At 73.1% G+C, this 20,614-nt stretch carries 16 protein-coding genes and 2 pseudogenes; 3 read left to right on the top strand and 15 right to left on the bottom strand.

The window, feature by feature from the left end:
* Position 1: 1 nt before the first annotated feature.
* The 6 genes from V5O46_RS06755 to V5O46_RS06780 all read right to left on the bottom strand — a co-directional run bounded on the left by V5O46_RS06755 (position 2) and on the right by V5O46_RS06780 (position 6,650).
* Positions 2-1,849 (bottom strand): acetyl/propionyl/methylcrotonyl-CoA carboxylase subunit alpha, encoded by a 1,848-nt coding sequence (locus tag V5O46_RS06755; RefSeq protein ID WP_332883511.1) that lies wholly within the window; start codon positions 1,847-1,849, stop codon positions 2-4.
* 8 nt (positions 1,850-1,857) lie between these two features.
* Positions 1,858-3,456, bottom strand: coding sequence for an acyl-CoA carboxylase subunit beta (locus tag V5O46_RS06760; protein ID WP_332883512.1), 1,599 nt, complete (start codon positions 3,454-3,456; stop codon positions 1,858-1,860).
* On the bottom strand, positions 3,453-5,210 hold the full coding sequence (locus V5O46_RS06765) for an acyclic terpene utilization AtuA family protein (protein WP_332883513.1): 1,758 nt from the start codon (positions 5,208-5,210) through the stop codon (positions 3,453-3,455). The genes V5O46_RS06760 and V5O46_RS06765 overlap by 4 nt, the downstream gene beginning before the upstream one ends.
* 28 nt (positions 5,211-5,238) lie before the next feature.
* Positions 5,239-6,036, bottom strand: a complete 798-nt coding sequence (locus V5O46_RS06770) for a TIGR03084 family metal-binding protein (RefSeq protein WP_332883514.1) — start codon at positions 6,034-6,036, stop codon at positions 5,239-5,241.
* Between the two features lie 72 nt (positions 6,037-6,108).
* A complete protein-coding gene (locus V5O46_RS06775; RefSeq protein WP_332883515.1) occupies positions 6,109-6,462 on the bottom strand; it encodes a hypothetical protein in 354 nt (117 codons plus the stop codon).
* A gap of 17 nt (positions 6,463-6,479) precedes the next feature.
* A complete protein-coding gene (locus V5O46_RS06780) occupies positions 6,480-6,650 on the bottom strand; it encodes a hypothetical protein (RefSeq protein ID WP_332883516.1) in 171 nt (56 codons plus the stop codon).
* Positions 6,651-6,812: 162 nt separating this feature from the next.
* Between V5O46_RS06780 and V5O46_RS06785 the strand changes: the two genes are divergently transcribed.
* Positions 6,813-7,019 (top strand): DUF5988 family protein, encoded by a 207-nt coding sequence (locus V5O46_RS06785; RefSeq protein ID WP_332883517.1) that lies wholly within the window; start codon positions 6,813-6,815, stop codon positions 7,017-7,019.
* Between the two features lie 75 nt (positions 7,020-7,094).
* Here V5O46_RS06785 and V5O46_RS06790 read toward each other — a convergent pair whose 3' ends face one another.
* The 8 genes and pseudogenes from V5O46_RS06790 to V5O46_RS06825 form a co-directional block, all read right to left on the bottom strand.
* On the bottom strand, positions 7,095-8,078 hold the full coding sequence (locus V5O46_RS06790) for an EamA family transporter (RefSeq protein ID WP_332883518.1): 984 nt from the start codon (positions 8,076-8,078) through the stop codon (positions 7,095-7,097).
* 113 nt (positions 8,079-8,191) lie between these two features.
* Positions 8,192-8,714 (bottom strand): annotated as a pseudogene (locus tag V5O46_RS06795) (endoglycoceramidase); the annotation flags it as partial.
* A 63-nt stretch (positions 8,715-8,777) separates the two neighbouring features.
* Positions 8,778-8,939, bottom strand: a pseudogene (locus tag V5O46_RS06800) (hypothetical protein); the annotation flags it as partial.
* Positions 8,940-9,111: 172 nt separating this feature from the next.
* Complete coding sequence (locus V5O46_RS06805; RefSeq protein WP_332883519.1) at positions 9,112-11,319, bottom strand: trypsin-like serine protease; 2,208 nt, start codon at positions 11,317-11,319, stop codon at positions 9,112-9,114.
* A gap of 34 nt (positions 11,320-11,353) precedes the next feature.
* Positions 11,354-11,860, bottom strand: a complete 507-nt coding sequence (locus V5O46_RS06810) for a hypothetical protein (RefSeq protein WP_332883520.1) — start codon at positions 11,858-11,860, stop codon at positions 11,354-11,356.
* A 267-nt stretch (positions 11,861-12,127) separates the two neighbouring features.
* Positions 12,128-12,517 carry a hypothetical protein gene (locus tag V5O46_RS06815; protein ID WP_332883521.1) on the bottom strand — a complete coding sequence of 130 codons (390 nt, stop codon included), beginning with the start codon at positions 12,515-12,517 and terminating at the stop codon, positions 12,128-12,130.
* On the bottom strand, positions 12,514-15,945 hold the full coding sequence (locus V5O46_RS06820) for an ALF repeat-containing protein (protein ID WP_332883522.1): 3,432 nt from the start codon (positions 15,943-15,945) through the stop codon (positions 12,514-12,516). The genes V5O46_RS06815 and V5O46_RS06820 overlap by 4 nt, the downstream gene beginning before the upstream one ends.
* 563 nt (positions 15,946-16,508) lie before the next feature.
* The gene (locus V5O46_RS06825; RefSeq protein ID WP_332883523.1) at positions 16,509-17,294 is read right to left on the bottom strand and encodes an MBL fold metallo-hydrolase; all 786 of its coding nucleotides are present in this window, start codon (positions 17,292-17,294) and stop codon (positions 16,509-16,511) included.
* Positions 17,295-17,375: 81 nt separating this feature from the next.
* Between V5O46_RS06825 and V5O46_RS06830 the strand changes: the two genes are divergently transcribed.
* Positions 17,376-18,017, top strand: a complete 642-nt coding sequence (locus tag V5O46_RS06830) for a CGNR zinc finger domain-containing protein (RefSeq protein ID WP_332883524.1) — start codon at positions 17,376-17,378, stop codon at positions 18,015-18,017.
* A gap of 10 nt (positions 18,018-18,027) precedes the next feature.
* On the opposite strand, the gene V5O46_RS06835 is transcribed toward V5O46_RS06830, so the two are convergent.
* Positions 18,028-19,245 carry a helix-turn-helix domain-containing protein gene (locus tag V5O46_RS06835; protein WP_332883525.1) on the bottom strand — a complete coding sequence of 406 codons (1,218 nt, stop codon included), beginning with the start codon at positions 19,243-19,245 and terminating at the stop codon, positions 18,028-18,030.
* 316 nt (positions 19,246-19,561) lie between these two features.
* On the opposite strand from V5O46_RS06835, the gene V5O46_RS06840 reads away from it, so the two are divergent.
* Positions 19,562-20,533, top strand: coding sequence for a lipase family alpha/beta hydrolase (locus tag V5O46_RS06840; protein ID WP_332883526.1), 972 nt, complete (start codon positions 19,562-19,564; stop codon positions 20,531-20,533).
* The last annotated feature ends 81 nt before the right edge of the window (positions 20,534-20,614 follow it).

Below are 20,614 nucleotides of genomic sequence, written 5' to 3' on the forward strand. Positions count from 1 at the left end.
TTCAGGACGGCTGTACCACCGCCAGGAGCGTGCCGACGTCGACCTGCCGGCCGGGCTTGGCGTCGAGGGCGCTCAACGTCCCCGTCACCGGGGCCGTGATCTTGTGTTCCATCTTCATCGCCTCCAGCCAGAGGAGTGGCTGTCCGGCCGCCACGGCAGCTCCCACGGACAGGCCGTCGGCGATGCGGACGACCGTGCCCGGCATGGGGGCCAGGAGGGAGCCGGGGGCGAGTTGGGCGGTGGGGTCGGGGAAGCGTGGGAGGACGGTGAGGCGGGTGGCGCCGACGAAGACCTCGTCTCCGTAGGCCGTCACCTCGAACTTGCGCTGTACGCCGTCCACTTCCAGGAGGACCAGGTCGGGGCCGGCCTGTACGACGCGTACGCCGTCGGCCTCCAGGCCGGTCCGGGTGTGGCGGTAGTGGACCTCGTGCTCCTCCCCTGCGACGGCGTACCGCTTGAGCTGGGGCTGCGAGGGCACGTTGCGCCAGCCGCCGAAGCGGGAGCGGGACGGGCCGCGGGCGTCGGCCAGGGCGGCCGCCAAGGGGGCGAGCGGATCGGGGGACGTGGCGGTCAGGCCGGTCAGGTGGCGGTCGTAGAAGCCGGTGTCCATGCGGCCGGAGGTGAACTCCTCGTGCCGCAGGGAGCGGACGAGGAGGTCCCGGTTGGTGACCGGGCCGTGGATCGCCGCCCGTTCCAGGGCCCCGGCGAGGCGGCGCACCGCCTCCGCGCGCGTGGGGGCGTGGGCGACGGCCTTGGCGAGCATCGGGTCGTAGTGGACGCCGATGGTGTCGCCGTCGGTGTATCCGGTGTCCAGGCGGACGCCGTCCGGGACGGTGAGCCGGTGCAGGCGGCCGGTCTGCGGGGCCCAGCCGCCGGCCGGGTCCTCGGCGTACAGACGTGCCTCGACGGCGTGGCCACGCGCGCGTGGCGGCTCGGTCTCCAGGGCGTGGCCCTCGGCGACGCGGAGCTGGAGGGCGACCAGGTCGATGCCGAAGACGGCCTCGGTGACGGGGTGTTCGACCTGGAGGCGGGTGTTCATCTCCAGGAAGTGCGCCGTGCCGCCGGCGACCAGGAACTCGACCGTCCCGGCGCCGACGTAGTCGACGGCGCGGGCGGCGCGGACGGCCAGGGCGTGGAGTTCCTCGGTGAGTTCCGCTGTCAGGCCCGGCGCCGGGGCCTCCTCGATCACCTTCTGGTGGCGGCGCTGGAGGGAGCAGTCGCGGGTGCCGAGCGCCCAGACGGTGCCGTGGGTGTCGGCGAGGATCTGCACCTCCACGTGCCGCCCGTGCTCCACGTACGGCTCGACGAACACCTCGCCGTCCCCGAAGGCGCTCGCCGCCTCCGCGCGGGCGGCCGTCAGCTCGGCGTCGAGGTCGGCCAGGTCCCGCACGACGCGCATCCCGCGTCCGCCGCCGCCCGCCGCCGCCTTCACCAGCACCGGCAGATCGGCCTCGGTGACCCGGGCGAGCGGCTCGACGCCCATGAGCTGCTTGGCGCGGGTCTTGGACGCCATCGCCTCGATCGCCTCGGGCGGCGGCCCGATCCAGGTCAGCCCGGCGTCCAGGACGGCGCGGGCGAAGTCGGCGTTCTCGGAGAGGAAGCCGTAGCCGGGGTGCACGGCGTCGGCGCCGGCGGTGACGGCGGCCTTCACGATCGCCTCGCCGCGCAGATACGTCTCGGCGGGCGTCGCGCCCGGCAGCCGTACCGCCGTGTCGGCCACGCGTGCGTGGAGGGCGTTCTCGTCGGCGTCGGAGAAGACGGCGACGGTCCGGATTCCCAGCTCACCGCAGGTGCGGAAGATGCGGCAGGCGATCTCGCCCCGGTTGGCGACGAGTACGGAAGCAATCACGTGGTCCCTCACATCCGGAAGACGCCGAAGCCGCCCCGCGCCCCCTCGTAGGGCGCGGTGTGGATCGCGGACAGGCACAGGCCGAGGACGGTGCGGGTGTCGCGGGGGTCGATGACGCCGTCGTCGTAGAGCCGTCCGGACAGGAACATGGGCAGCGACTCGGACTCGATCTGCTGCTCCACCATGGCGCGCAGCGCCGCGTCGCCCTCCTCGTCGTACGGCTGCCCCCTCGCGGCGGCGGACTGCCGGGCGACGATGGACAGCACGCCTGCGAGCTGCTGCGGCCCCATGACTGCGGACTTGGCGCTGGGCCAGGCGAACAGGAAGCGCGGGTCGTAGGCGCGGCCGCACATGCCGTAGTGCCCGGCGCCGTAGGAGGCGCCCATGAGCACGGAGATGTGGGGGACGCGCGAGTTCGACACGGCGTTGATCATCATCGCGCCGTGCTTGATGATGCCGCCCTGCTCGTACTCCTTGCCGACCATGTAGCCGGTGGTGTTGTGCAGGAAGAGCAGCGGGATGTCACGCTGGTTGGCGAGCTGGACGAACTGGGCCGCCTTCTGCGACTCCTCGCTGAAGAGCACCCCCTGGGCGTTGGCGAGGATCCCGACGGGATAGCCGTGCAGGGCCGCCCAGCCGGTCGTCAGGCTGGTCCCGTACAGCGGTTTGAACTCGTCGAAGTCGGAGGCGTCGACGATCCGGGCGATCACCTCGCGCGGGTCGAAGGGCGTCTTCAGATCGCCGGGGACGATGCCGAGGAGCTCCTCCGGGTCGTGCTTCGGGGGCTCGGCGCGCGGCGGGTCCGGGTGGGCCTTGCGGTGGTTGAGGCGGGCGACGACCCGGCGGGCCTGGCGCAGCGCGTCCGGTTCGTCGACGGCGAAGTGGTCGGCGAGGCCTGAGGTGCGCGCGTGCATCTCGGCGCCGCCGAGGGACTCGTCGTCGCTCTCCTCGCCGGTGGCCATCTTGACCAGCGGGGGCCCGCCGAGGAACACCTTCGCCCGCTCCTTGACCATGATCACGTGGTCGGACATGCCCGGGACGTAGGCGCCCCCGGCGGTGGAGTTGCCGAAGACGACGGCGACGGTGGGGACACCGGCGGCGGACAGCCGGGTGAGGTCCCGGAAGACGGCACCTCCCGGGATGAAGATCTCCTTCTGGGAGGGCAGGTCGGCGCCGCCCGACTCCACCAGGCTGATGCAGGGCAGCCGGTTGGCGAGGGCGATGTCGTTGGCGCGCAGGGCCTTCTTCAGCGACCACGGGTTGCTGGCTCCGCCGCGCACGGTCGGGTCGTTGGCGGTGATCAGGCACTCCACGCCTTCGACGACCCCGATGCCGGTGACGAGCGACGCCCCGACGGTGTAGTCGCTGCCCCAGCCGGCCAGCGGCGACAGCTCCAGGAAAGGGGTGTCCGGGTCGAGGAGCAGCTCGATGCGCTCGCGGGCGAGCAGCTTGCCGCGCTCGCGGTGCCGGGCCACGTACTTCTCCCCGCCTCCCGCGAGCGCCTTGGCGTGCTCGGCGTCCAGGTCGGCGAGCCTGGCGAGCATGGCCTCGCGGTGGGCCCGGTGCTCGGGGGCGGCCGGATCCAGGGCGGAGGACAGGGCGGTCACAGCAGCACCTCCGGGATGTCCAGGTGGCGGGCGCGCAGCCATTCGCCGAGCGCCTTGGCCTGCGGGTCGAAACGGGCCTGCGCGGCGACGCCCTCGCCGAGGATGCCCTCGACGACGAAGTTGAGGGCGCGCAGGCCGGGAAGCGTGTGCCGGGTGACGGGCAGGTCGCGGGCCTCGGGGATCAGTTCCCGGAAGCGGTCGGCGGTCAGCTCGTGCGCCAGCCAGCGCCAGGCGTCGTCCGTGCGGGCCCAGACGCCGACGTTGGCGTTCCCGCCCTTGTCGCCGCTGCGGGCCCCGGCGACCAGGCCCAGGGGCGCGCGCCGGACGGGACCGGCGGGGAGGGGCTCGGGCAGCGGTGGTTCAGGTACGTCGGTGAGGACGGCGGTGTCGTGGGGCGCGGGCACGGCGATCCGGCGGCCGTCGTGGAGGACGGCCGCCTGACCGACGGTGTCCTGCGGGACGTGATCGGCCTCGAAGACGCCGTACGGGGCGCCCTTCCCGGGCGGCGCGAGGACGTGGAAGCCGGGATAGCTGGCCAGCGCCAGCTCCACCGCCGCGCCGCTCAGCGCCCGTCCGACGGCCTGCTGGTCGGGGTCGCGGACGACGAGCCGCAGCAGCGCACTGGCCGTCTCCTCGGTCGCCGCGTCCGGGCGGTCGGTGCGCACCAGGTCCCAGCGGACGTCGGCGGGCGGCGACTTGGCCAGCGCCTGGGTCATCTGCTCGCGCACCAGGGCGGCCTTGGCCTCGATGTCCAGACCGGTGAGCACGAAGACGACCTCGTTGCGGAAGCCGCCGAGGCGGTTGCGGCCGACCTTGAGCGTGGGCGGCGGTGCCTCGCCGCGCACGCCGCCGATCCGCACCCGGTCGGGCCCGTCCTGCCGGAGCCGTACGGTGTCCAGCCGGGCGGTGACGTCCGGGCCGGCGTAGCGGGCGCCGCCCGTCTCGTACAGCAGCTGGGCGGTGACGGTGCCGGTGTCGACGAGGCCGCCTGTGGCGTCGTGCTTGGTGATGACCGAGGAGCCGTCGGCGGACAGCTCGGCGAGCGGGAAGCCCGGGCGCCGGATGTCGCCCTCACCGAAGAACGCGTAGTTGCCGCCGGTGACCTGCGCCCCGCACTCCAGCAGATGCCCGGCGACGACCGCCCCCGCGAGCCGGTCGTACTCCGTCGGCGCCCACCCGAAGTGCGCGGCGGCCGGCCCGGTGACCAGGGCCGCGTCGGTGACCCGTCCGGTGATCACGACGTCGGCCCCGGCGCGCAGGCACTCGGCGATGCCGAAGCCGCCGAGGTAGGCGTGGGCGGCGAGGCTGCCCGGATACCTGTCCCGGAGGTCGTCGCCCTCGACGTGCGCGACCCGGACGGGAATCCCCAGCCGTTCGGCCAGCGCCCGTACGGCCGCGGCCAGTCCGGCCGGGTTGAGTCCCCCGGCGTTGCTGACGATCTTCACGCCCCGCTCGTGGGCGAGGCCGAGGCACTCCTCCAACTGCCGCAGGAAGGTGCGGGCGTACCCGGCGTCCGGGTCCTTGAGCCGGTCCCGGCCCAGGATGAGCATGGTCAGCTCGGCGAGGTAGTCACCGGTGAGGACGTCCAGCGGGCCGCCGGTGAGCATCTCGCGCATGGCGTCGAAGCGGTCGCCGTAGAAGCCGGAGGCGTTGCCGATGCGGAGCGGGCGGCGGGGCTCGGCGCCGGGGAGGTCTCCCGCGCCGTCCAGCGGCCCGGTCGTCCCGGGACCCCTCCTGCCGGTCGGTGCCGTCATCCGGCGTCCCCCCTGCCCGTCCGTGCGGTCACCCGGCGTCCCCCTTCGGCGTGCGACCGGGTCCCGGCGGGCCCGCGAAGGCCTGGGCGATGTCCAGCCAGCGGTCGGCGTCCGGCCCCTCGGCGGTCAGGGCGAGGTCGGCGCGGTGGGCGCGCTGGGTGGCCAGCAGGCAGAAGTCGAGCGCGGGGCCGGCGACCCGCTGGGCTGCGCCTTCCGGCCCGTACGCCCACACCTCGCCCCCGCCGGGTGCGGTGAGCTCGACGCGGAACTCCTCGGCGGGCGGGGTGAGTCCGTGCGCGGCGAAGGCGTAGTCGCGGGCGCGGACGCCGATGCGGGCGACGTGGCGGAGCCGGTCGCTCGGCGGGCGGACCTCGTCGAGCGCGTCGGCGAGGTCGAGGCCGTGCGCCCAGGTCTCCATCAGCCGGGCGGTGGCCATGGACGCGGCCGACATGGGCGGGCCGTACCAGGGGAAGCGGGCGCCCGGCGCGGCCTCGCGCAGCGCCTTGTCGAGGTCGGTACGGGCGGCCCGCCAGGACGCGAGCAGCTCGGCGGGCGGCAGCGCGGCACCCTCCTCGGCGCCCTCGTCGACGAAGGTGTCGGGAGCGGCGAGGGCGTGCTCGACCAGCTTCTGGAAGCCGTCGGCGTCCGTGACCGCCAGCAGCGCCGAGCGGTCGGTCCAGGCCAGGTGGGCGATCTGGTGGGCGACGGTCCAGCCGGGGGCCGGGGTGGCCAGCCGCCACCGCTCGGGACCGAGCCGGGCGACCAGCGCGTCGAGCTCCTCGCTCTCCTCGCGCAGATCGTCGATGACGGGCGTCGGGTCGGACACGGAGGACTCCCCTCGGGCACTGCGGCGTGCGGCGCGGTGTGCTGAGGAGCATGGCAGGCACGCTGAAAACAATCAAGCATGCTTGCTGGATCTGTGCCGTGCTCTGTGCCCCGGCACTGTCCGAATCCGGACGCAGGCACCTGCGCCCGGGCCGTGCGCGCCCTCGATGCCGAAACCGCCGGCCCGTCGGAGGGCGGGGTCGGCGGTCACCTGCCGGATGGTGACCAGCTCCGAGCGCGGAGCGACCACGTACCCGAAGAACCCGCCGACCACGAACGCCTGCCGCGCCCCTTCGTCCGCCTCCTGGTGTGCCGGACCGTGAAGGTGCAGCGCCTCCGCGGCCCTGACCAGTTCGCGGGCCGCCTTCTCCACCTCGGCGAGGAACGCCGCCGGGGCCCCGTCCGCCACCGTCTCCTTCTCGGGCACGTGTTCCCCGCGCCGACTCACTCGGCAGACGCCGCCGAGGCCGCGTCACGGTAGAGCGAGCCGGCCACGGCCAGATGCTTGTGCGCCTCCGAGCGAACCGTGTTCCACCGCTTCGGCGAGTGCTCGGTGTCCTGGAAGGACGGACCGGCCGGGCGCCGGACACCTGGCGCCAGGACGATGCCGGGCAAGGCCGACTCCAGGTCCGCCGCGCCCCGGCACGGGCAGCAACGATCAGGAAGCACCAGCCGTCCTCTCGCCCCCACGCCGGCACGGAGCCCGGCCTTGACCCACATGACTGATTACGCAGGGCCGGGATCGAGGTGAGCGACGAGTCCGGGAACGGTGAGTGCATGAGCAATGCGCCCAAAGCACTCCTCGAAGGCGGCCCCGACGACCTCTCCGAGCGGATCGTCCCCGTCACGCCACCGGGAACCGAGATCAAGGTGCCCCACCGCGGCGGGTACGAGCATTTCAGGGTGACCGGGAGGCATCAGGACACCCCTGAGGGCCGGCTGCCCGTGTACGAGTGGTGGGAGCGCACCGAGATCGCCGAGTAGCCGCGTAGCCGGACAGCCGGACAGCCGGACAGCCCAAGGCCGATCAGCGGCCGGGGAGGCACCCGTCGGCCGTGCTCAGGAGCCGCCCGTCGCCCGCTTCGCGCGCCCCCGTCCCACCTGGGTGCGCACCGCGCCCATGCTCGCCGCGACGACCAGGGCGATGGCGGCGGACTCGGTCACGGTCAGGGCCTGGCTCAGCAGGAGGAAGCCGGCTACGGCGGCGATGGCCGGTTCCAGGCTCATCAGGACAGCGAAGGTGGAGGCGGGCAGACGGCGCAGTGCGAGCAGTTCGAGGGTGTACGGCAGTACGGAGGAGAGCAGCGCCACCGCCGCACCGAGCGTGAGCGTCACCGGGTCGAGGAGCTTCGTACCGGCCTCGGCGATGCCCAGTGGCAGGAACAGCAGCGCTCCGACGCCCATCGCGAGGGCCAGCCCGTCGGCCTGCGGGAACCGGCGGCCGGTGCGGGCGCTGAAGACGATGTACGCCGCCCACATGGCACCCGCGCCCAGGGCGAAGGCGGCGCCGACCGGGTCGAGCTCGTCGAAGCCACCGCCGCCGAGGAGGAACACTCCGGCCAGCGCCAGCCCGGCCCAGACCAGGTTGATCGCGCGGCGTGAGGCGATGACGGAGAGCGCGAGCGGGCCGAGCACCTCCAGGGTGACGGCGGGGCCGAGCGGGATGCGGTCGGCGGCCTGGTAGAAGAGGCCGTTCATCGCGGCCATGGTGATGCCGAAGACGACCACCGTGCCCCAGTCGGTACGGGAGTGCCCGCGCAACCGGGGGCGGCAGATCAGCAGCAGCACCACGGCGGCGACGGCCAGCCGCAGGGTCACGATGCCGAGCGCACCGGCCCGGGGCATCAGGCTGACCGCGAGCGCGGCGCCGAACTGCACCGAGAGGCCACCGGCGAGGACCAGGCCCACCGGGCCCAGGGAACCCAGCCGGCCCGGACCCGCGCCGGAGGCCGCCGTCGCCGCGGCGGGGCCTGCCGAAGCGGGATCGGCCGCGGGCGCGGCGGCCGGGGTCGGGGTGCCGGGAGAGGCGCTGGGGGTACTCACGGGAGCCTTTCGGACGCGCTGCGGAGTTCCGTTCATCCGACTGTACGGATGGGTCCACGATAATGGCCCACGTCAGGTGTATGGAAGGGTGACGCAGCTGACATCACGCAGGGTCAGCGCCGGCTGACCGTGACGGTGACCTCGGCCCCGGGAGCCGCCGGCACCCATGCCCTCCCCGCCGCCTGCCCCGCCTCCCTCCGCAGCACCATCGCCCCGCCGTCGGCCCCGACCCGCCAGCCGCCCGGGCAGGGACACCTCGGTCACCCGCGAGCCGCGCGGGCCCGCCGCCCGGTACTCCAGCCGGTACTCGCCCGCCCCGGCGTCGTGGACGGCGGAACGGACGGTGCCCGCCACCGTCTCCGCGTACGGCTCGGCGGTCAGATCCTGTAGAAGCGGCGCATGTTCGGCAGGGCGTTGTTCAGCGGCCCCCACTCCCCGACGACGACCGGCACCCCGTACCGCTCCGGGTACTGGACGACGGCCCGCTCGTACGCCTCGACCCAGCCGGCGCCGGGGTTCGCAGTCGGCGCCCGCCTCCATGGCGGTGTTGTAGAAGTGCGGCGCGTAGACGACCTTCGGGTCGTCGATCCTGCCGAGCGCGGTCGGCAGGCCCTCACCCACGATCGGCGTCGGCTCGCACTTCAGGTGGGCCAGCGCCTTCTGTGCGGTCGACGCGGCGATGCCGAACTCGGCCGACAGCTCGACGACGGACGGCACCCGGGCACCTGCGGGGTACGTGCCGTCAGCGATACGCGTGGCAATGGCGGCGGCGACCTGCCGCCGGACGGGCCGGGTGCTCGCCGACTCCCTACGGGTGGCAGAGAGCCGCGGACGAAGGCTGGGCGACCTGAACTGAACCAGCTGCCCGACCGGGCGGCGACCCCGTACTCCTCCTCCGGGGCCGCACCCGCCACTTCACAGCACCCGGCCCCGCCGAGCCGAAGCCCGGCGGGGCCGAGAAGAGCCTGCCCGGGAATCAACCGACGGCGTCATGCCGCGATCCCCGGGGGCTCATGTCCTACGGCGGCAGCCGTTAACGCGCCGAGTACCCGAAGTAGTTGCCGTTGGCCGGGAGTCCGCCCTGGCCCGGCTGGTACGTGGTCGCGGGCCTGCTCGTACCGCCCGTTACGGCGTTCGGGAACGGCAGGACGTGCAGGGCTCCGGTGGCGGCGGGCCCGTAGGGCATGCCGGCGTAGAGGTTCCGCGGGGTGAAGTGGATGCTCGTGCCCAGCTTGTCGCCCTCACCCGGGGAACCGGGGATGCCGTCGCCGTCGCCGGCCTCGATCCACAGGTCGTTGGCGCCTGGCGAACCCATCAGCGAGAAGGTGTGGATGGCACCGGCGTCGGTGACGCCCGCGAGATCCTCACCGGGGGCGCCCACGGCGATCTTCAGGGTGGCGGCCGAACCGACCTCCCGGGGCGCGGTGTTGACCGCACTGAGGGACGCGCCCACGTAGTCACCGGCCTCGATCGTGCCGGAGCGGTCGTCGGTGCTGGAGCCCTGGTTGAGCGCGTGCATGTAGTCCCAGGTGCCGTCGGCCCTGATGTGCACGAGCATGACGTTGCCCGCGCCGGCCCGCTGCGCTCCGCCGCTCTCGGCGGGCAGGGCCTCGCCGGGCGCGCCGATCGCGAGGATCGAGTCGGTGGCCGTGGCAGCACCGGACGGCCGGAAGGCGACCAGCGCGAGGGCCTGACCGAACTTGTCACCGGCCTCGGCGCTGCCGCTGATCTTCTGGTTGTCCTGGTCCATGCCCGTGACCACGGTGGGCCGTCCGTCGGCGTCCAGCTTGTGGCTGAGCACGGCCAGGTTGCCGGCGTTCGCGTCGCCGCCGATGGCGTCACGGGGAGCGCCTATGGCGATGAAGTTGGAGTCGCCCGTGACGGACGTGCCGAAGGCGTCGTTGGCCTCCGCTGCGCCGGGGACGTTCGAGGTGTCCTGGTTGATGCTGATGCTGGTGTCGCCGTGCACGTAGAAGGCACTGCCGGACTTGGTGAGCGAGCCGAGCGCTTCGCCCGGCACGCCGATCAGGATCCACGGCTTTCCTTCGGCGGTGGTGCCCGCGGCGAGGGAGGCGCCCATCCGGTCGCCGTTCTCGGGCGTGGAGGCGCCTATGGAGCCGCTGCCGGAGCCCTGCTCGAAGTGGCGGGCGGCCGGGCCGCTGCCGAGGCCGTTCTTGCCGCCGAACAGGATGTCGACGAAGCCGGCGTCGACCGCACTGCCGACGTTCTCCTCGGACGCGGAGACGACGAGGTCGGTGTAGCCGTCCTCGTTGTAGTCGACGGTCGCGAGGTGGTTGCCGAAGTGGTCCCCGGCCTCGGCGTCGCCGGGCACCCAGTCGAGATCCTGGGTGATCTCGGCGATGCCCTTGCCGCCGCCGTGGACGACACGGACGAGACCCGCGGTGGTGTCGCCGCCGACCGTGGCCATCGGGTCGCCGATGGCGATGTCCTCGACGCCGTCGCCGTTGAAGTCGACGATGCGGGTGGCGCCGGCCTTCGCCTCGATCCAGGAGGCGAGGTCGTCGACGCGCGCGATGACGCCCGCGGTGGAGGTCTGGGTCTCGTCGGTGCCGAGGCAGCCGCCCTGGAAGGACTGGCTGTTGAGGCCGACGAGCCTGCCGCCGGAGAGGACCGGGCCGCCGGCGTCGCCCATGCAGGCGGCCGCGCCGTCCTTGCCGGTGACGTCCGCGGAGGTGGCCGCGGTGGAGTCGACGGTGTAGGTGCCGGTGTGCAGCTCGAGCGGTGCCCATACGGTCTTCGTACGGCCGTATCCGGCGAAGGTCAGCTCCGCACCGGCCGCGGGCGCGGTGGTGGCGAGCTGGGCCGGGGTCACGTTGCTGACGGGCCGGTTGAGGCGGGCCAGGACCACATCGCGGTCCGTGCGCGGCACGAGCTCGACGACCCGGCGCTCGGCGCCCTGCGTGCCGGAGAGGTCGGAGCGGCCGATGACGGCGGTGGTGGGCTTGGCGGGGACGCCGGCCGGGACGGCGAGCGAGGCGGCCGGGTCCTCGGCGAAGCAGCCGGCCGCGGTGAGCAGCCATTCGGTGTCGACGAGGACGGCGGAGCAGCCGCGGTCGTGGTCGCCGACGGTGATCTGTGCGGTGTAGGCGAGAGTGGTGTCCGAGTCGGCGACCGGTGTGCCGCCGGTGACGGCGACGGCGGGTGCCGCGCTCAGCGCGAGCGACCCGGCGGCCAGGACCGCGACGAGCGCGGCCGGACGGGGACGTCTGATGGAAGACATACGAACGGGTTCCTCAATCACGGTGCGGTGCCGCCTAGTTGGTGACGCGGATCTCGACCAGGACGTGCTCGCGGCCGTCGACGGACTCGCCGACGCCCTTCCAGGTGTCCGCGGGAATGTCGTACTCGACCTGGTCACCCTCGGCGGTCATCTCCAGGTGGGTGTTGGTGGAGTCATCCGTCTTCACCCCGTGCACCGCGGGCAGTTCGAGGGTCAGGAAGCCCTCGTCGGCGGTGACCTCGAAGCAGACGTCCTCGTGGTCCCGCGCGAGGAACCGCAGGAGGTTGTCCCCGCTCGCGCAGTCGGCGAGCACGATGTGGCCGTCGCCGCGCTTGAGGACGAGGTTCTGCTCGGCCAGGATCTTGTCGGCGTTCGGGTAGTTGTAGTCCTCGACGGCGTAGCCGGGCGCGGCCCCGGCGACGGTCTCGGTGGAGGACCCGGAGGCGGCCCCCGCGCCGCCCTGGGCCAGCACGGCCCATGCCAGGGCGCCCGCGGTGGCCGCGGTGCCCAGAATGCGCACGAATGCGCTGCGTGTCTTCATCACAGTCCTTGAAGGTAGACAGTTCTTCGGGTTCAAGCCCCTGATCGAAGCGGGCACTTGGCGGGCACGCCCAATTCCTGAAGCGGACGGAAATCGAGCGACCCGCGAGTCTGTGTCGTGATTCGCGTCACCCTCGGAGAGGGGTGCAGCGGTCTTCGTGACGAGTTCGCGTCGGCCGGCAACGCGGCCCGCCGAGAAGCCTCCGAAAGGCGTGGGAAGGGCGCGAAGGAGAACTTCGCGGCCCTACCCCCTACGCTGTCGGGCCACTCAGCTCGTCCTGTTGAGCTCCTGCGTGATCGGACCGTCCGGATCGAACCGGAAGTACAGCGTGTCCTGATCGTCTACGTAGAGCTGGATCCCCCCGGTCTTGCCGAGCCCGCCGTCCTCGACCCCCAAGTACACGAAGTCGTTCTTGGTGCCCGGGTCCTCATACTCCCAGCTGCCGCTGAAATCGACCGGATCCGAGCCGTCCCTCATCGTGACACGGGTGGCCGAGAACGTACCGTCCGCCGAAAGCTCGATCTGCCCGCCGTCGTCGCTGCGGTACACACCGGGCAGCTTCTCCGGGTCGACCGCCGCCGAGCACCCCGAGACGAGCACCGCGGAAGCGGCAAGCACGGCGAAGAGCCACCGTCCACTTGCCCTCTCGCGCGTCACGGGCCCAGCGTAACGTTGAACTCGATCACCTGGGTCTTGGGCGACATCGGCCCCTCGTCACCGACGACCTTGTCGACGAACGCGCCCACGGTGTCGCTCCACCAGTCCGTGTACCCGATGACCGGCGGGTGGGTCGCCGACTCGATGTCCGATTCGTTGTACGCGGTGTAGCGCCAGGTGACCGACCCGTCCGGGTTCTCCCGGATGGGAGTCATACGGACCTGATGCGAGCCCAGGAACGTGTACGCGAGGTTGCCGGTGAGCCCGCCCGTGGTGAGCGTCCCGTAGTCCGTGACGTACTTGCCGGCGCCGTCGAAGCCACTGAGCATGTAGTCGTTCATGTAGGTGTGACCCAGCTCGTACTTCCCGGTCCGCTGCCACTCGTCGAGGAAGTAGTCGAGAACCCCCTGCGTGTGCGCGTGCTCACGGTAGATGCGGGTGAACTCGTCGTCCGGGCCGAAACACTGCGACCTGGGGCCGGAGCCGGTGAGCCAGCTCCACCCCAGTTCCCACGGGTTGGTGCTGTTGCGGTGCTCGATCGGGTCGCCGAACGGCGTCAGGCAGCTCTCGGCGCCGTCGGGCAGCCCGGTCTCGCCGTCGATCGGCACCTTCGAGTTGTCGAGCGCGTCCTGGATCGCCTGCCGGATCGCGGCCTGGACGACCAGGATCCGCGCCTCGGTGGCGGCGACGGCCGCCTCGGCGAAGGACTTGCCGGCCGCGAGCTTCGCCTGCCGGGCCTTCGTCGCGGAGACCTGCGCGTCAGCGGCGTAGGCCGCGGCGGTCGAGGCGGAGCGCACGGCCCGGTTGGCCGCGTCCCGCGCCACACTGCTCGCCCTGCGGGCCGCCGCGGCCGCGTTCGCCGCGGTCTGCGCGGACTTGGCGGCGGCGGCAGCGGAGGCTTCGGCGGCCTCCGCGTTCTGCCGGGCCTCCTCGGCGGAGGCCTTGGCGTCGGCCGCCCAGCCCTTGGCCTTGCCGGCCCAGTCGGTGGCCTCCTTGGCGGCGTTGCGTGCGATGGCCGCGGCCTCGGACGCTCGTGCCGCGTCCTCGAGCGCGTCCTCGGCGATCTTCGCCGCCCGCGCGATCGCCGCACGGATCGCGCTGATGTGCGTGGCGTGATCGTGGTCGATGCGCGCGAACTCGTGCTGCGTCGTGCCGATGAACTGGCGCAGCATGTGCGTATCGCCTTCGAGGGCGACCTTCGCCGCGGCCTGTGCGTACGGGCCGCCGGTCTCCAGGAGCGTGGTGGCCGCCACCCTGTCGTCCTCGTGGACGGCTGCGGCGCGCTCCGCGTGCAGGAAGGTGTGCAGCGCCTCGGCGGAGCCGTCCGTCAGGGCGGCCTCGGCGGCACGCCGTACGGCGGTACCGGTGGAGGAGTCCGCGAGGAGCGTGGTGATCTCGACCTCGTTGTCGTCCCTGGCCGCCTCGACCGCGCCCTTCTCCAGGAACGTCCTGATGGTGGCGGCGTCCTCGGTCCGCAGCGCCGCCGCGGCGGCCTCGGCCACGTTCTGCGTGGAGATCGCGGCGGTGGCCGCGGCGTTCTCCGCGTTGTCCTGCTGCAGCGCGATGACCCGGTCGGCCTCGATCCAGCGCAGTACGTCCTCGTCCGAGCCTGCCAGCGCGAACTCGGCGGCCTCGCGGGTCCACGTACCGGACCGGTCGAGCAGCTGGACGGCGGCCTGCCGCCCCTTGCTCACGGCCTCCCCGGTCCGGCCGTCGGCGAGGGCCGCCTCCATCGCGGCGATCAGCGCGACGAGTTCCTCGGACAGCCGCGCCTCCTGCGTACGCTCCCGGTTGGCGCGCTCCAGACGGTCGGTCTCCTCGCGCCGCAGCTGCTTGGCGACCTCGATCGCTTCCTCGGTCTCCTCGTTCAGCCGGGCGATCTCGGCCTCACGGGCCTCCTCCTCGACCTCACGGGCCTCGGTGACCGCGTCGTACGCCTTGTTCGCGGCTTCCACGGCGGCGTTCGCGGCGATGGTGGAGCGGTTGGCGTAGTCCACGGCCTTACCGGCGTTCCGGGCCGCTTCCTCGGCGGCATCGGCCGCCTTCTCCGCGTGGTCGGCCGCGCTGTCGGCGGCGGCGGAGGCGGTACGGGCGGCGGCGGCCGACCTGCGGGACAGGGTCGAGGCCCGGTTCGCGGCCGCCGTGGCCCGACCGGCGGCGGCCTCCGCGATGGAGGCCTGGCGCTGTGCTTCGGCGGCCTGGGACTGCGCGGCACCGGAGGCCACGGCGGCGTCGGCGGAAGCGCGCGCGGCGGCGGCCGAGTTGACCGCGGCACCCGCGGCGGCGTTGCCCGCGGCCTCGGCCGCATCGGAGGCGAGGGCCGCGAGCTTGGCCTTCGCGGCCACGGTGCGCACCCAGTTGACCATGGCCCGCGCGGCCTGCGCCGCCTGGTTGGCGGCCTCCGCCATGTTCGCGTTCTTGGAGGCGCTGATCGCGGCGCGGTAGGCACGCGACGCGGCGCGCCCCGCAGCGGCGGCGGCTGCCGCGGCTGCGTTCGCGGCGGCCACCGAACGACGGGCCGCGGCCTGCGCGGTGCGCGAGGCGGACACCGCGGTCGACGCGGCGGCAGCGGCCCCCTGGGCGGCCCGCGCCGCCTTGTTCGCGGCCCTGGCCGAGCGCTGCACGTCCTGCTCGGCGGCCTGCGCCTCGGCCTTCGCCTCCAGCGCGGCCGCCTTGGCCTTCTCGGCGGCCTTGACCGCCTGCTCGGAGAGCTCGACCGCTTCGTCGGTCTTGCGCTCGGCGCGCCGCCCCTCCGACTCCACGATCTTGACCAGCTGCCGGATCTCCGCCGACTCCTCGTCCCGCGCCCGGGCGATGTACTGCCCCGTCGTCAGGAACCACCGGATCGCCCGCGGCGATCCGTCGTCGAGCGCCCGCTCCGCGTACTCCCGCACCTGCGGTGAGGCGGTCACGAGGATGGAGGTCACCTGGACGCGCTGGTCCTCGTCGTGCGCGTCGTACTGCCCGGTGCTGAGGAAGTCCCGCAGCGCGAAGTCCGTACCGGTCGCGAGCGCCTCGGAGGACTCACGCTTCACGGCCTTGCCGCCATGCGCGTTGACCGTGGTCACGGCCACCTGGAGGTCCTCGCGTACGGCCGGCTCGAAGCCGCCCTCGAGATAGGCGGCGACCGCCGCGTCCCCGCCGGACAGCGCCTTCCCGATCCCGGCACGCGTCGCCTTGCCCGCGCTGACCAGGGCCTCGGTGAGCGTGAACCGGTTGTCCTCGGCCGTGGCCGACGGCAGCCTCTCGCCGAGGAACGTGGCCACGTCCTCCGCGCTGCCCACGAGCGCCGCCGCGGCAGCCGTACGCACCGCGCGGCCGCCGGTCCGGTAGGCCTGCACGACCTTGCCGCGGTCGGTATCGGGCAGCCGTGTACCGCCGTCGGCCGCCGACGTGCCCGCCGCGTACGCGGGCCGGGACCCGAACACCCCCAGGGGCAGTGCGGTACCTGCCGCGATCCCACCGAAAATGGCCAGTGACTGGCGTCTGTTGAATACCCGTCGTGATGGTGACATCACGACCCCCCTCTCGGTCACGAGGGGAGATCTCGCCGCCCCCCTGCGGTACAAGCCCCTTATCGAAGCCGTGACTTGGTGGATTCGTCCAACGCATAAACCGGGCGGCAATCGGGCAACTCTCGGATATCCGTCGTGATGTGCGCCACATTCGGAAAGGTTGTAGTGATCTTGGTAACGAAATCCGACGGAGCCCCCGAGCCGGCTTGAATCCGCCACCGGTCGGGCTCGGCGCCGACGGGACCGGTGCGGCAGTCCGACCGCCCGGGACGGTCTGCTGCGTCCCGTCCGTGCGGCCGGGTTGCCCCGTTTCTGGACCTGCCCGCAGGAGATCCGGGGGACGGCCCGGGGACGGAGGACGCCGCGGACGTGGGCCGGGCCACCTGAACCGAACCCGCTGCCGAGGCCGGCCGGGCGGCGACCCCGTGCTCCTCCCCCAGGGCCGCCGCCTCCCTCGTCGGCCCTGGGGCCGGAGGTCAGCCGCGCCGACCCCAGTCCAGGCGGTCGGTCAGGCCGGCAGCGGCGAAGGCCGCCTCCAGCACCTCCCGGCCCTCGGTGAAGTGGGCCCAGCTGTCGTGGTGAACGGGAACGACGCGGCGAGCGCGGAGCGTGCGCGCGGCCTCGGCGGCCTGGGCGCTGTCCAGGACGAGGCACCGGCCGTCGAAGAGGGCGGGGAAACGGGGCGCTCCGGCGAAGAGGAGGGCGGTGTCGACCGGGCCGAAGCGCTCGGCGATCTCCTCGACGGCATCGAGGGAGGCGTTGTCGCCGCTGACGTAGACGGTGGGCAGCCCCTCGCCGGTGAGGACGAAGCCGACGACCTGGCCCGTGAGCGGCTCGACCTCCTCACGCGGACCTGGTCCGTGGACGGCGGGGACGCCGGTGACGGTGACCGTGCCGCCGTCGGGGCGCTCCAGCTCGATGGACTCCCAGTCGGCCAGGCCCTTGGCCGTCCCGCCGAGGCGCTGTCCGCCGCCCGGGGTGGTGAGGGTGAGCGGGACCTCGGCGAGCAGGGCCCGCCCGGAGTCGTCGAGGTTGTCGGGGTGTTCGTCGTGGGAGAGCAGGACCACGTCGACCCGGCCGAGGTCGGCGGGGCTGCCCACGGGCGCTGCCGTCTTGGTCAGCAGGACGGCCCTCTGGTACTCACCGGGGGCGTCGAACGTCGGATCCGTCAGAAAGCGCAGGCCACCGTAGTCGAAGAGGGCGGTCGGGCCGCCGAAGACGCGGACCGGGAACGGGTCGGCCGATACAGGAAGAGAAGACACGAGGGACACACCTCACGGATAGATTCGAGTGAACCGTGAGATCACGCTAGCGGCTTCTCACGGATACGCGCAAGCCGTACCATGAGGACCATGAAGGAGTCCCTGCCGGAGGAACCTGCACTGCCGCCCGCGCAGGGCGAGGAGGAGCACCTCTCCCTTGCCCTGGTCAACAGCGCCGTCGCGCTGCCCGGCGGCCACACGATCGACCTTCTGGGCACTCCCGCGCAGGCCAACCGCTGGCTGACGGCGCGCGGCCTGGCGCCCGTCGACGCCGGCATGCGGGACATGTGCGCGGCCCAGCTGCGCTCGCTGCGGGAACAGATCAGGTCGCTGTTCGCCTCCCGTGCGGCGAAACTTCCCGCCCTCCCGGCCGCCGTCGCAGTCGTCAACGACGCGATGACCCGGGTCCCCGCCACCCCCCTGCTGCAGTGGGACGACAAGACCGGCCCCTACCGCTCGACCCCCCACCCCACCACGGCGATCGTCGAGCACGCCCTGGCCGTCCTCGCCGCCGACGCCGCCGACCTCCTCACCGGCCCGGACGCCGAACGCCTCACCGCCTGCGGCTCCGCGCCCTGCAGCCGCTATCTGCTGCGCCACGGGCGCCGCCACTGGTGCTCCACCCGCTGCGGCGACCGCGCCCGCGCAGCCCGCGCCTACGCCCGCCGCACCAATGCCCCTCAAGGCACCCACGGCACCGAGGCTGCCACCGCGCAGGACTGACTCCGCCGCCTCAGGTGTGGCGGGCCCGCAGCGCCGCCTCCATCTCGAAGCGGGCGTCGGGGTCGGCGAGCACCTCCCCGAACAGCCGCTGCAGACGGTGCAGCCGCTGCCGCGCCGTCTGCGGATGGATCGAGAGCCGGGCGGCCAGCTCCGGCGCGGTGCCGCGGGGGCTCTGGAGATGGGCGAGCAACGTGTGCGCCAGGCGGTCCCGCTGCTTGGGCGTGAGCCCCGCCAGCGGCGCCAGCCTGCGCGCGGCCATGAGACGCACCAGGGGGATGTCCGCCAGCAGCAGCAGTTCCGGCAGCCGGTCGTCGGCGTCCGCCGGCCCGGCGCCGGCCATGCGGTCACGCAGCAGCCGCGCCCAGCGCAGCGAGTCTCCGGCCTGCGCCGGGGGGACGACGGGCCCGCTCACCCCGGCCCGCTCACTCACCACGCGGCGGACGCCGGGATCGCCGAGAAGCGTGTGCGGGTCCGGCACGAGCAGACAGGGCGCGGGTCCGTCGAGATCCGCGAGCACGGCTCCGGGCAGCCGCGGCCGACGCCCCTCGGACGTACCGGGACCGGATGCCGGACGACGGCCGCGCATCCCGCGTGCGGAGCCGAGCGCGATCGCGGCGACGGCCGACGGCAGGCGCCAGTCCGCCTCCTGCGCCGCCTGCCGCAGCACATCGCCGGGCGGAGGCTCCGCCGCGATCAGCATCGTCAGCAGCCGGTGGCGGCGGCGGTCCCGGGTGCCGGCGGCATCCGCCTGGGCCTCGGCGTAGGCGGTGACGGACGCGGCGGCGATCTCGTCGATGTGGGTGAAGGCCGTCTCCGCGAGCTGGGCGACGGCTTCGGTGCCCAGCGCGAGCCGCCGCGCCACCCGTGCGTACCGGCGCCATGCGACGCGGCCCCCGAGCCGGTACGCCGCCTGGAGCGCGTCGAGGCTGCGGCCCTCGGCGAGCTCGCCGCGCCCCAGGGCGCGGTAGACGGGAAGGCGTTCCGCGTCGAGTTCACCGCCACCGACCTCGACACGGTCGACGAATTCCGCGAGTGCGGTCTCGACGCCGAACTGAATGGCGGCTCCGAACTGCCCGGACAACGGACGTGAGAATTCCGGGATCTGACGGCGTATTTCACGGATGATTTCCGCTGCGACGGTGCGGTTCTCCTTGCGGAGCTCGTCACCGAGCCGTTGCGGGAACCCCACCCACGCGACGCCGGAGCCGTACGTGCCGGGAGCCGTCATCGGCCACTCCAAGGTTCGTCCGTCCCACCGAGTATGAGCGGGCGTTACCGGCCGGTCAAGAGTTTGAGACAGATTAAACTAGCAGTGCTAGTAGCCTTCGACCGGCACGGCTTCAGGTCGGCGACGGGCTCCGACGCCAAAAGGGCTCACGGTGATGACACCTTCGCCGAGGCGCCGCGCCCAACCCTGGCACCGCCCTGCGTGCCTTTCACGCCGCCTCGCCCACCTCGTTGCTCCGCCCGGACACCGGCCATAGCTTCACGCCGTCCAGCCCGCCGAAAGGCGTGGCATTTCAGAACGAGGGACGGTACTGGAAATGCGACTCAGGCTGTTGAGGGCACTCGCTGCGGGCGGCATCGGATTTTCCTGCCTCGCCGCGATCGGGGCACCGGGCGTCGCGGCGGCGAGTGAACCGCTGCCGGTGGAGCACAATTTCGCCGTGGGATTCCTCAAAGGGTTCCTCAAGGCGGGCCAGGCCCCGCCCGGCGCCAACGACTGGACCTGCAGGCCCACGGCGCAGCATCCCGCTCCGGTCGTCCTGATCCACGGCACGCTGGAGAACATGAACGGCAACTGGCGCGGTGCGGCCCCGCTCCTCGCCGGCAGCGGCTACTGCGTCTTCGCCTTCAACCACGGAGCCGCCGACGACGACGCCCCGGTCCAGGGCACCGGCTCCATGAAGGACAGCGCCGCCGAACTGGCCGCGTTCGTCGACGAGGTACGTGCAGCGACCGGAGCCGACGAGGTCGACCTCGTCGGCCACTCCCAGGGCGGCGGTCCGGTGCCCCGCCACTACCTCAAGAACGACCCGAGCGCGGCCGGCAAGGTCGGCAAGCTCATCGGCATCACCCCCTCCAACCACGGCACGACCCTCTCGGGGATCACCGAACTCGGACGCACCCTGCACTTGCTGAAGCCGGCCAACGCGTTCCTCGAAAGGACGGCGCCCGCCATGGTCGAGCAGCAGATCGGCTCCGAGTTCAACAAGGCGCTCGACGCGGGTGGCGACACCGTCCCCGGCGTCGACTACACCGTCATCGCCACCAAGTACGACGAGGTCGTGACGCCGTACACGAACAGCTTCCTCACGGCAGGCCCGGGCGCGACGGTACGGAACATCCTCGTCCAGGACAGCTGCCCCAGGGACTTCACCGACCACCTGGAGGCCTCCTACGACCCGATCACCCTGACCCACGTCCTCAACGCCCTCGACCCGGCACATCCCCGCCCGGTGAAATGCCGGACCGTGCTCCCGCTGACCGGACCCATAGGCCCCGTTGGCTACTGACCCGTGGGGCGGCCTGCCGCCCGGTGGTTCCGGAGGGCGGGCCGATGTGTCACCCGGGGCCCGGCTGTCAGAGGCGGCCGT

It is taken from the genome of Streptomyces poriticola, from assembly GCF_036689765.1.
Classification (GTDB): Bacteria; Actinomycetota; Actinomycetes; order Streptomycetales; family Streptomycetaceae; genus Streptomyces; species Streptomyces poriticola.

What these genes read in the sequence shown, in the direction of transcription:
- V5O46_RS06805 (WP_332883519.1), bottom strand. Translation starts at nt 11,319, where the DNA reads ATGTCTTCCATCAGACGTCCCCGTCCGGCCGCGCTCGTCGCGGTCCTG.
- V5O46_RS06840 (WP_332883526.1), top strand. Translation starts at nt 19,562, where the DNA reads ATGCGACTCAGGCTGTTGAGGGCACTCGCTGCGGGCGGCATCGGATTT.
- V5O46_RS06785 (WP_332883517.1), top strand. Translation starts at nt 6,813, where the DNA reads ATGAGCAATGCGCCCAAAGCACTCCTCGAAGGCGGCCCCGACGACCTC.
- V5O46_RS06810 (WP_332883520.1), bottom strand. Translation starts at nt 11,860, where the DNA reads ATGAAGACACGCAGCGCATTCGTGCGCATTCTGGGCACCGCGGCCACC.
- V5O46_RS06765 (WP_332883513.1), bottom strand. Translation starts at nt 5,210, where the DNA reads ATGACGGCACCGACCGGCAGGAGGGGTCCCGGGACGACCGGGCCGCTG.
- V5O46_RS06830 (WP_332883524.1), top strand. Translation starts at nt 17,376, where the DNA reads ATGAGGACCATGAAGGAGTCCCTGCCGGAGGAACCTGCACTGCCGCCC.
- V5O46_RS06835 (WP_332883525.1), bottom strand. Translation starts at nt 19,245, where the DNA reads ATGACGGCTCCCGGCACGTACGGCTCCGGCGTCGCGTGGGTGGGGTTC.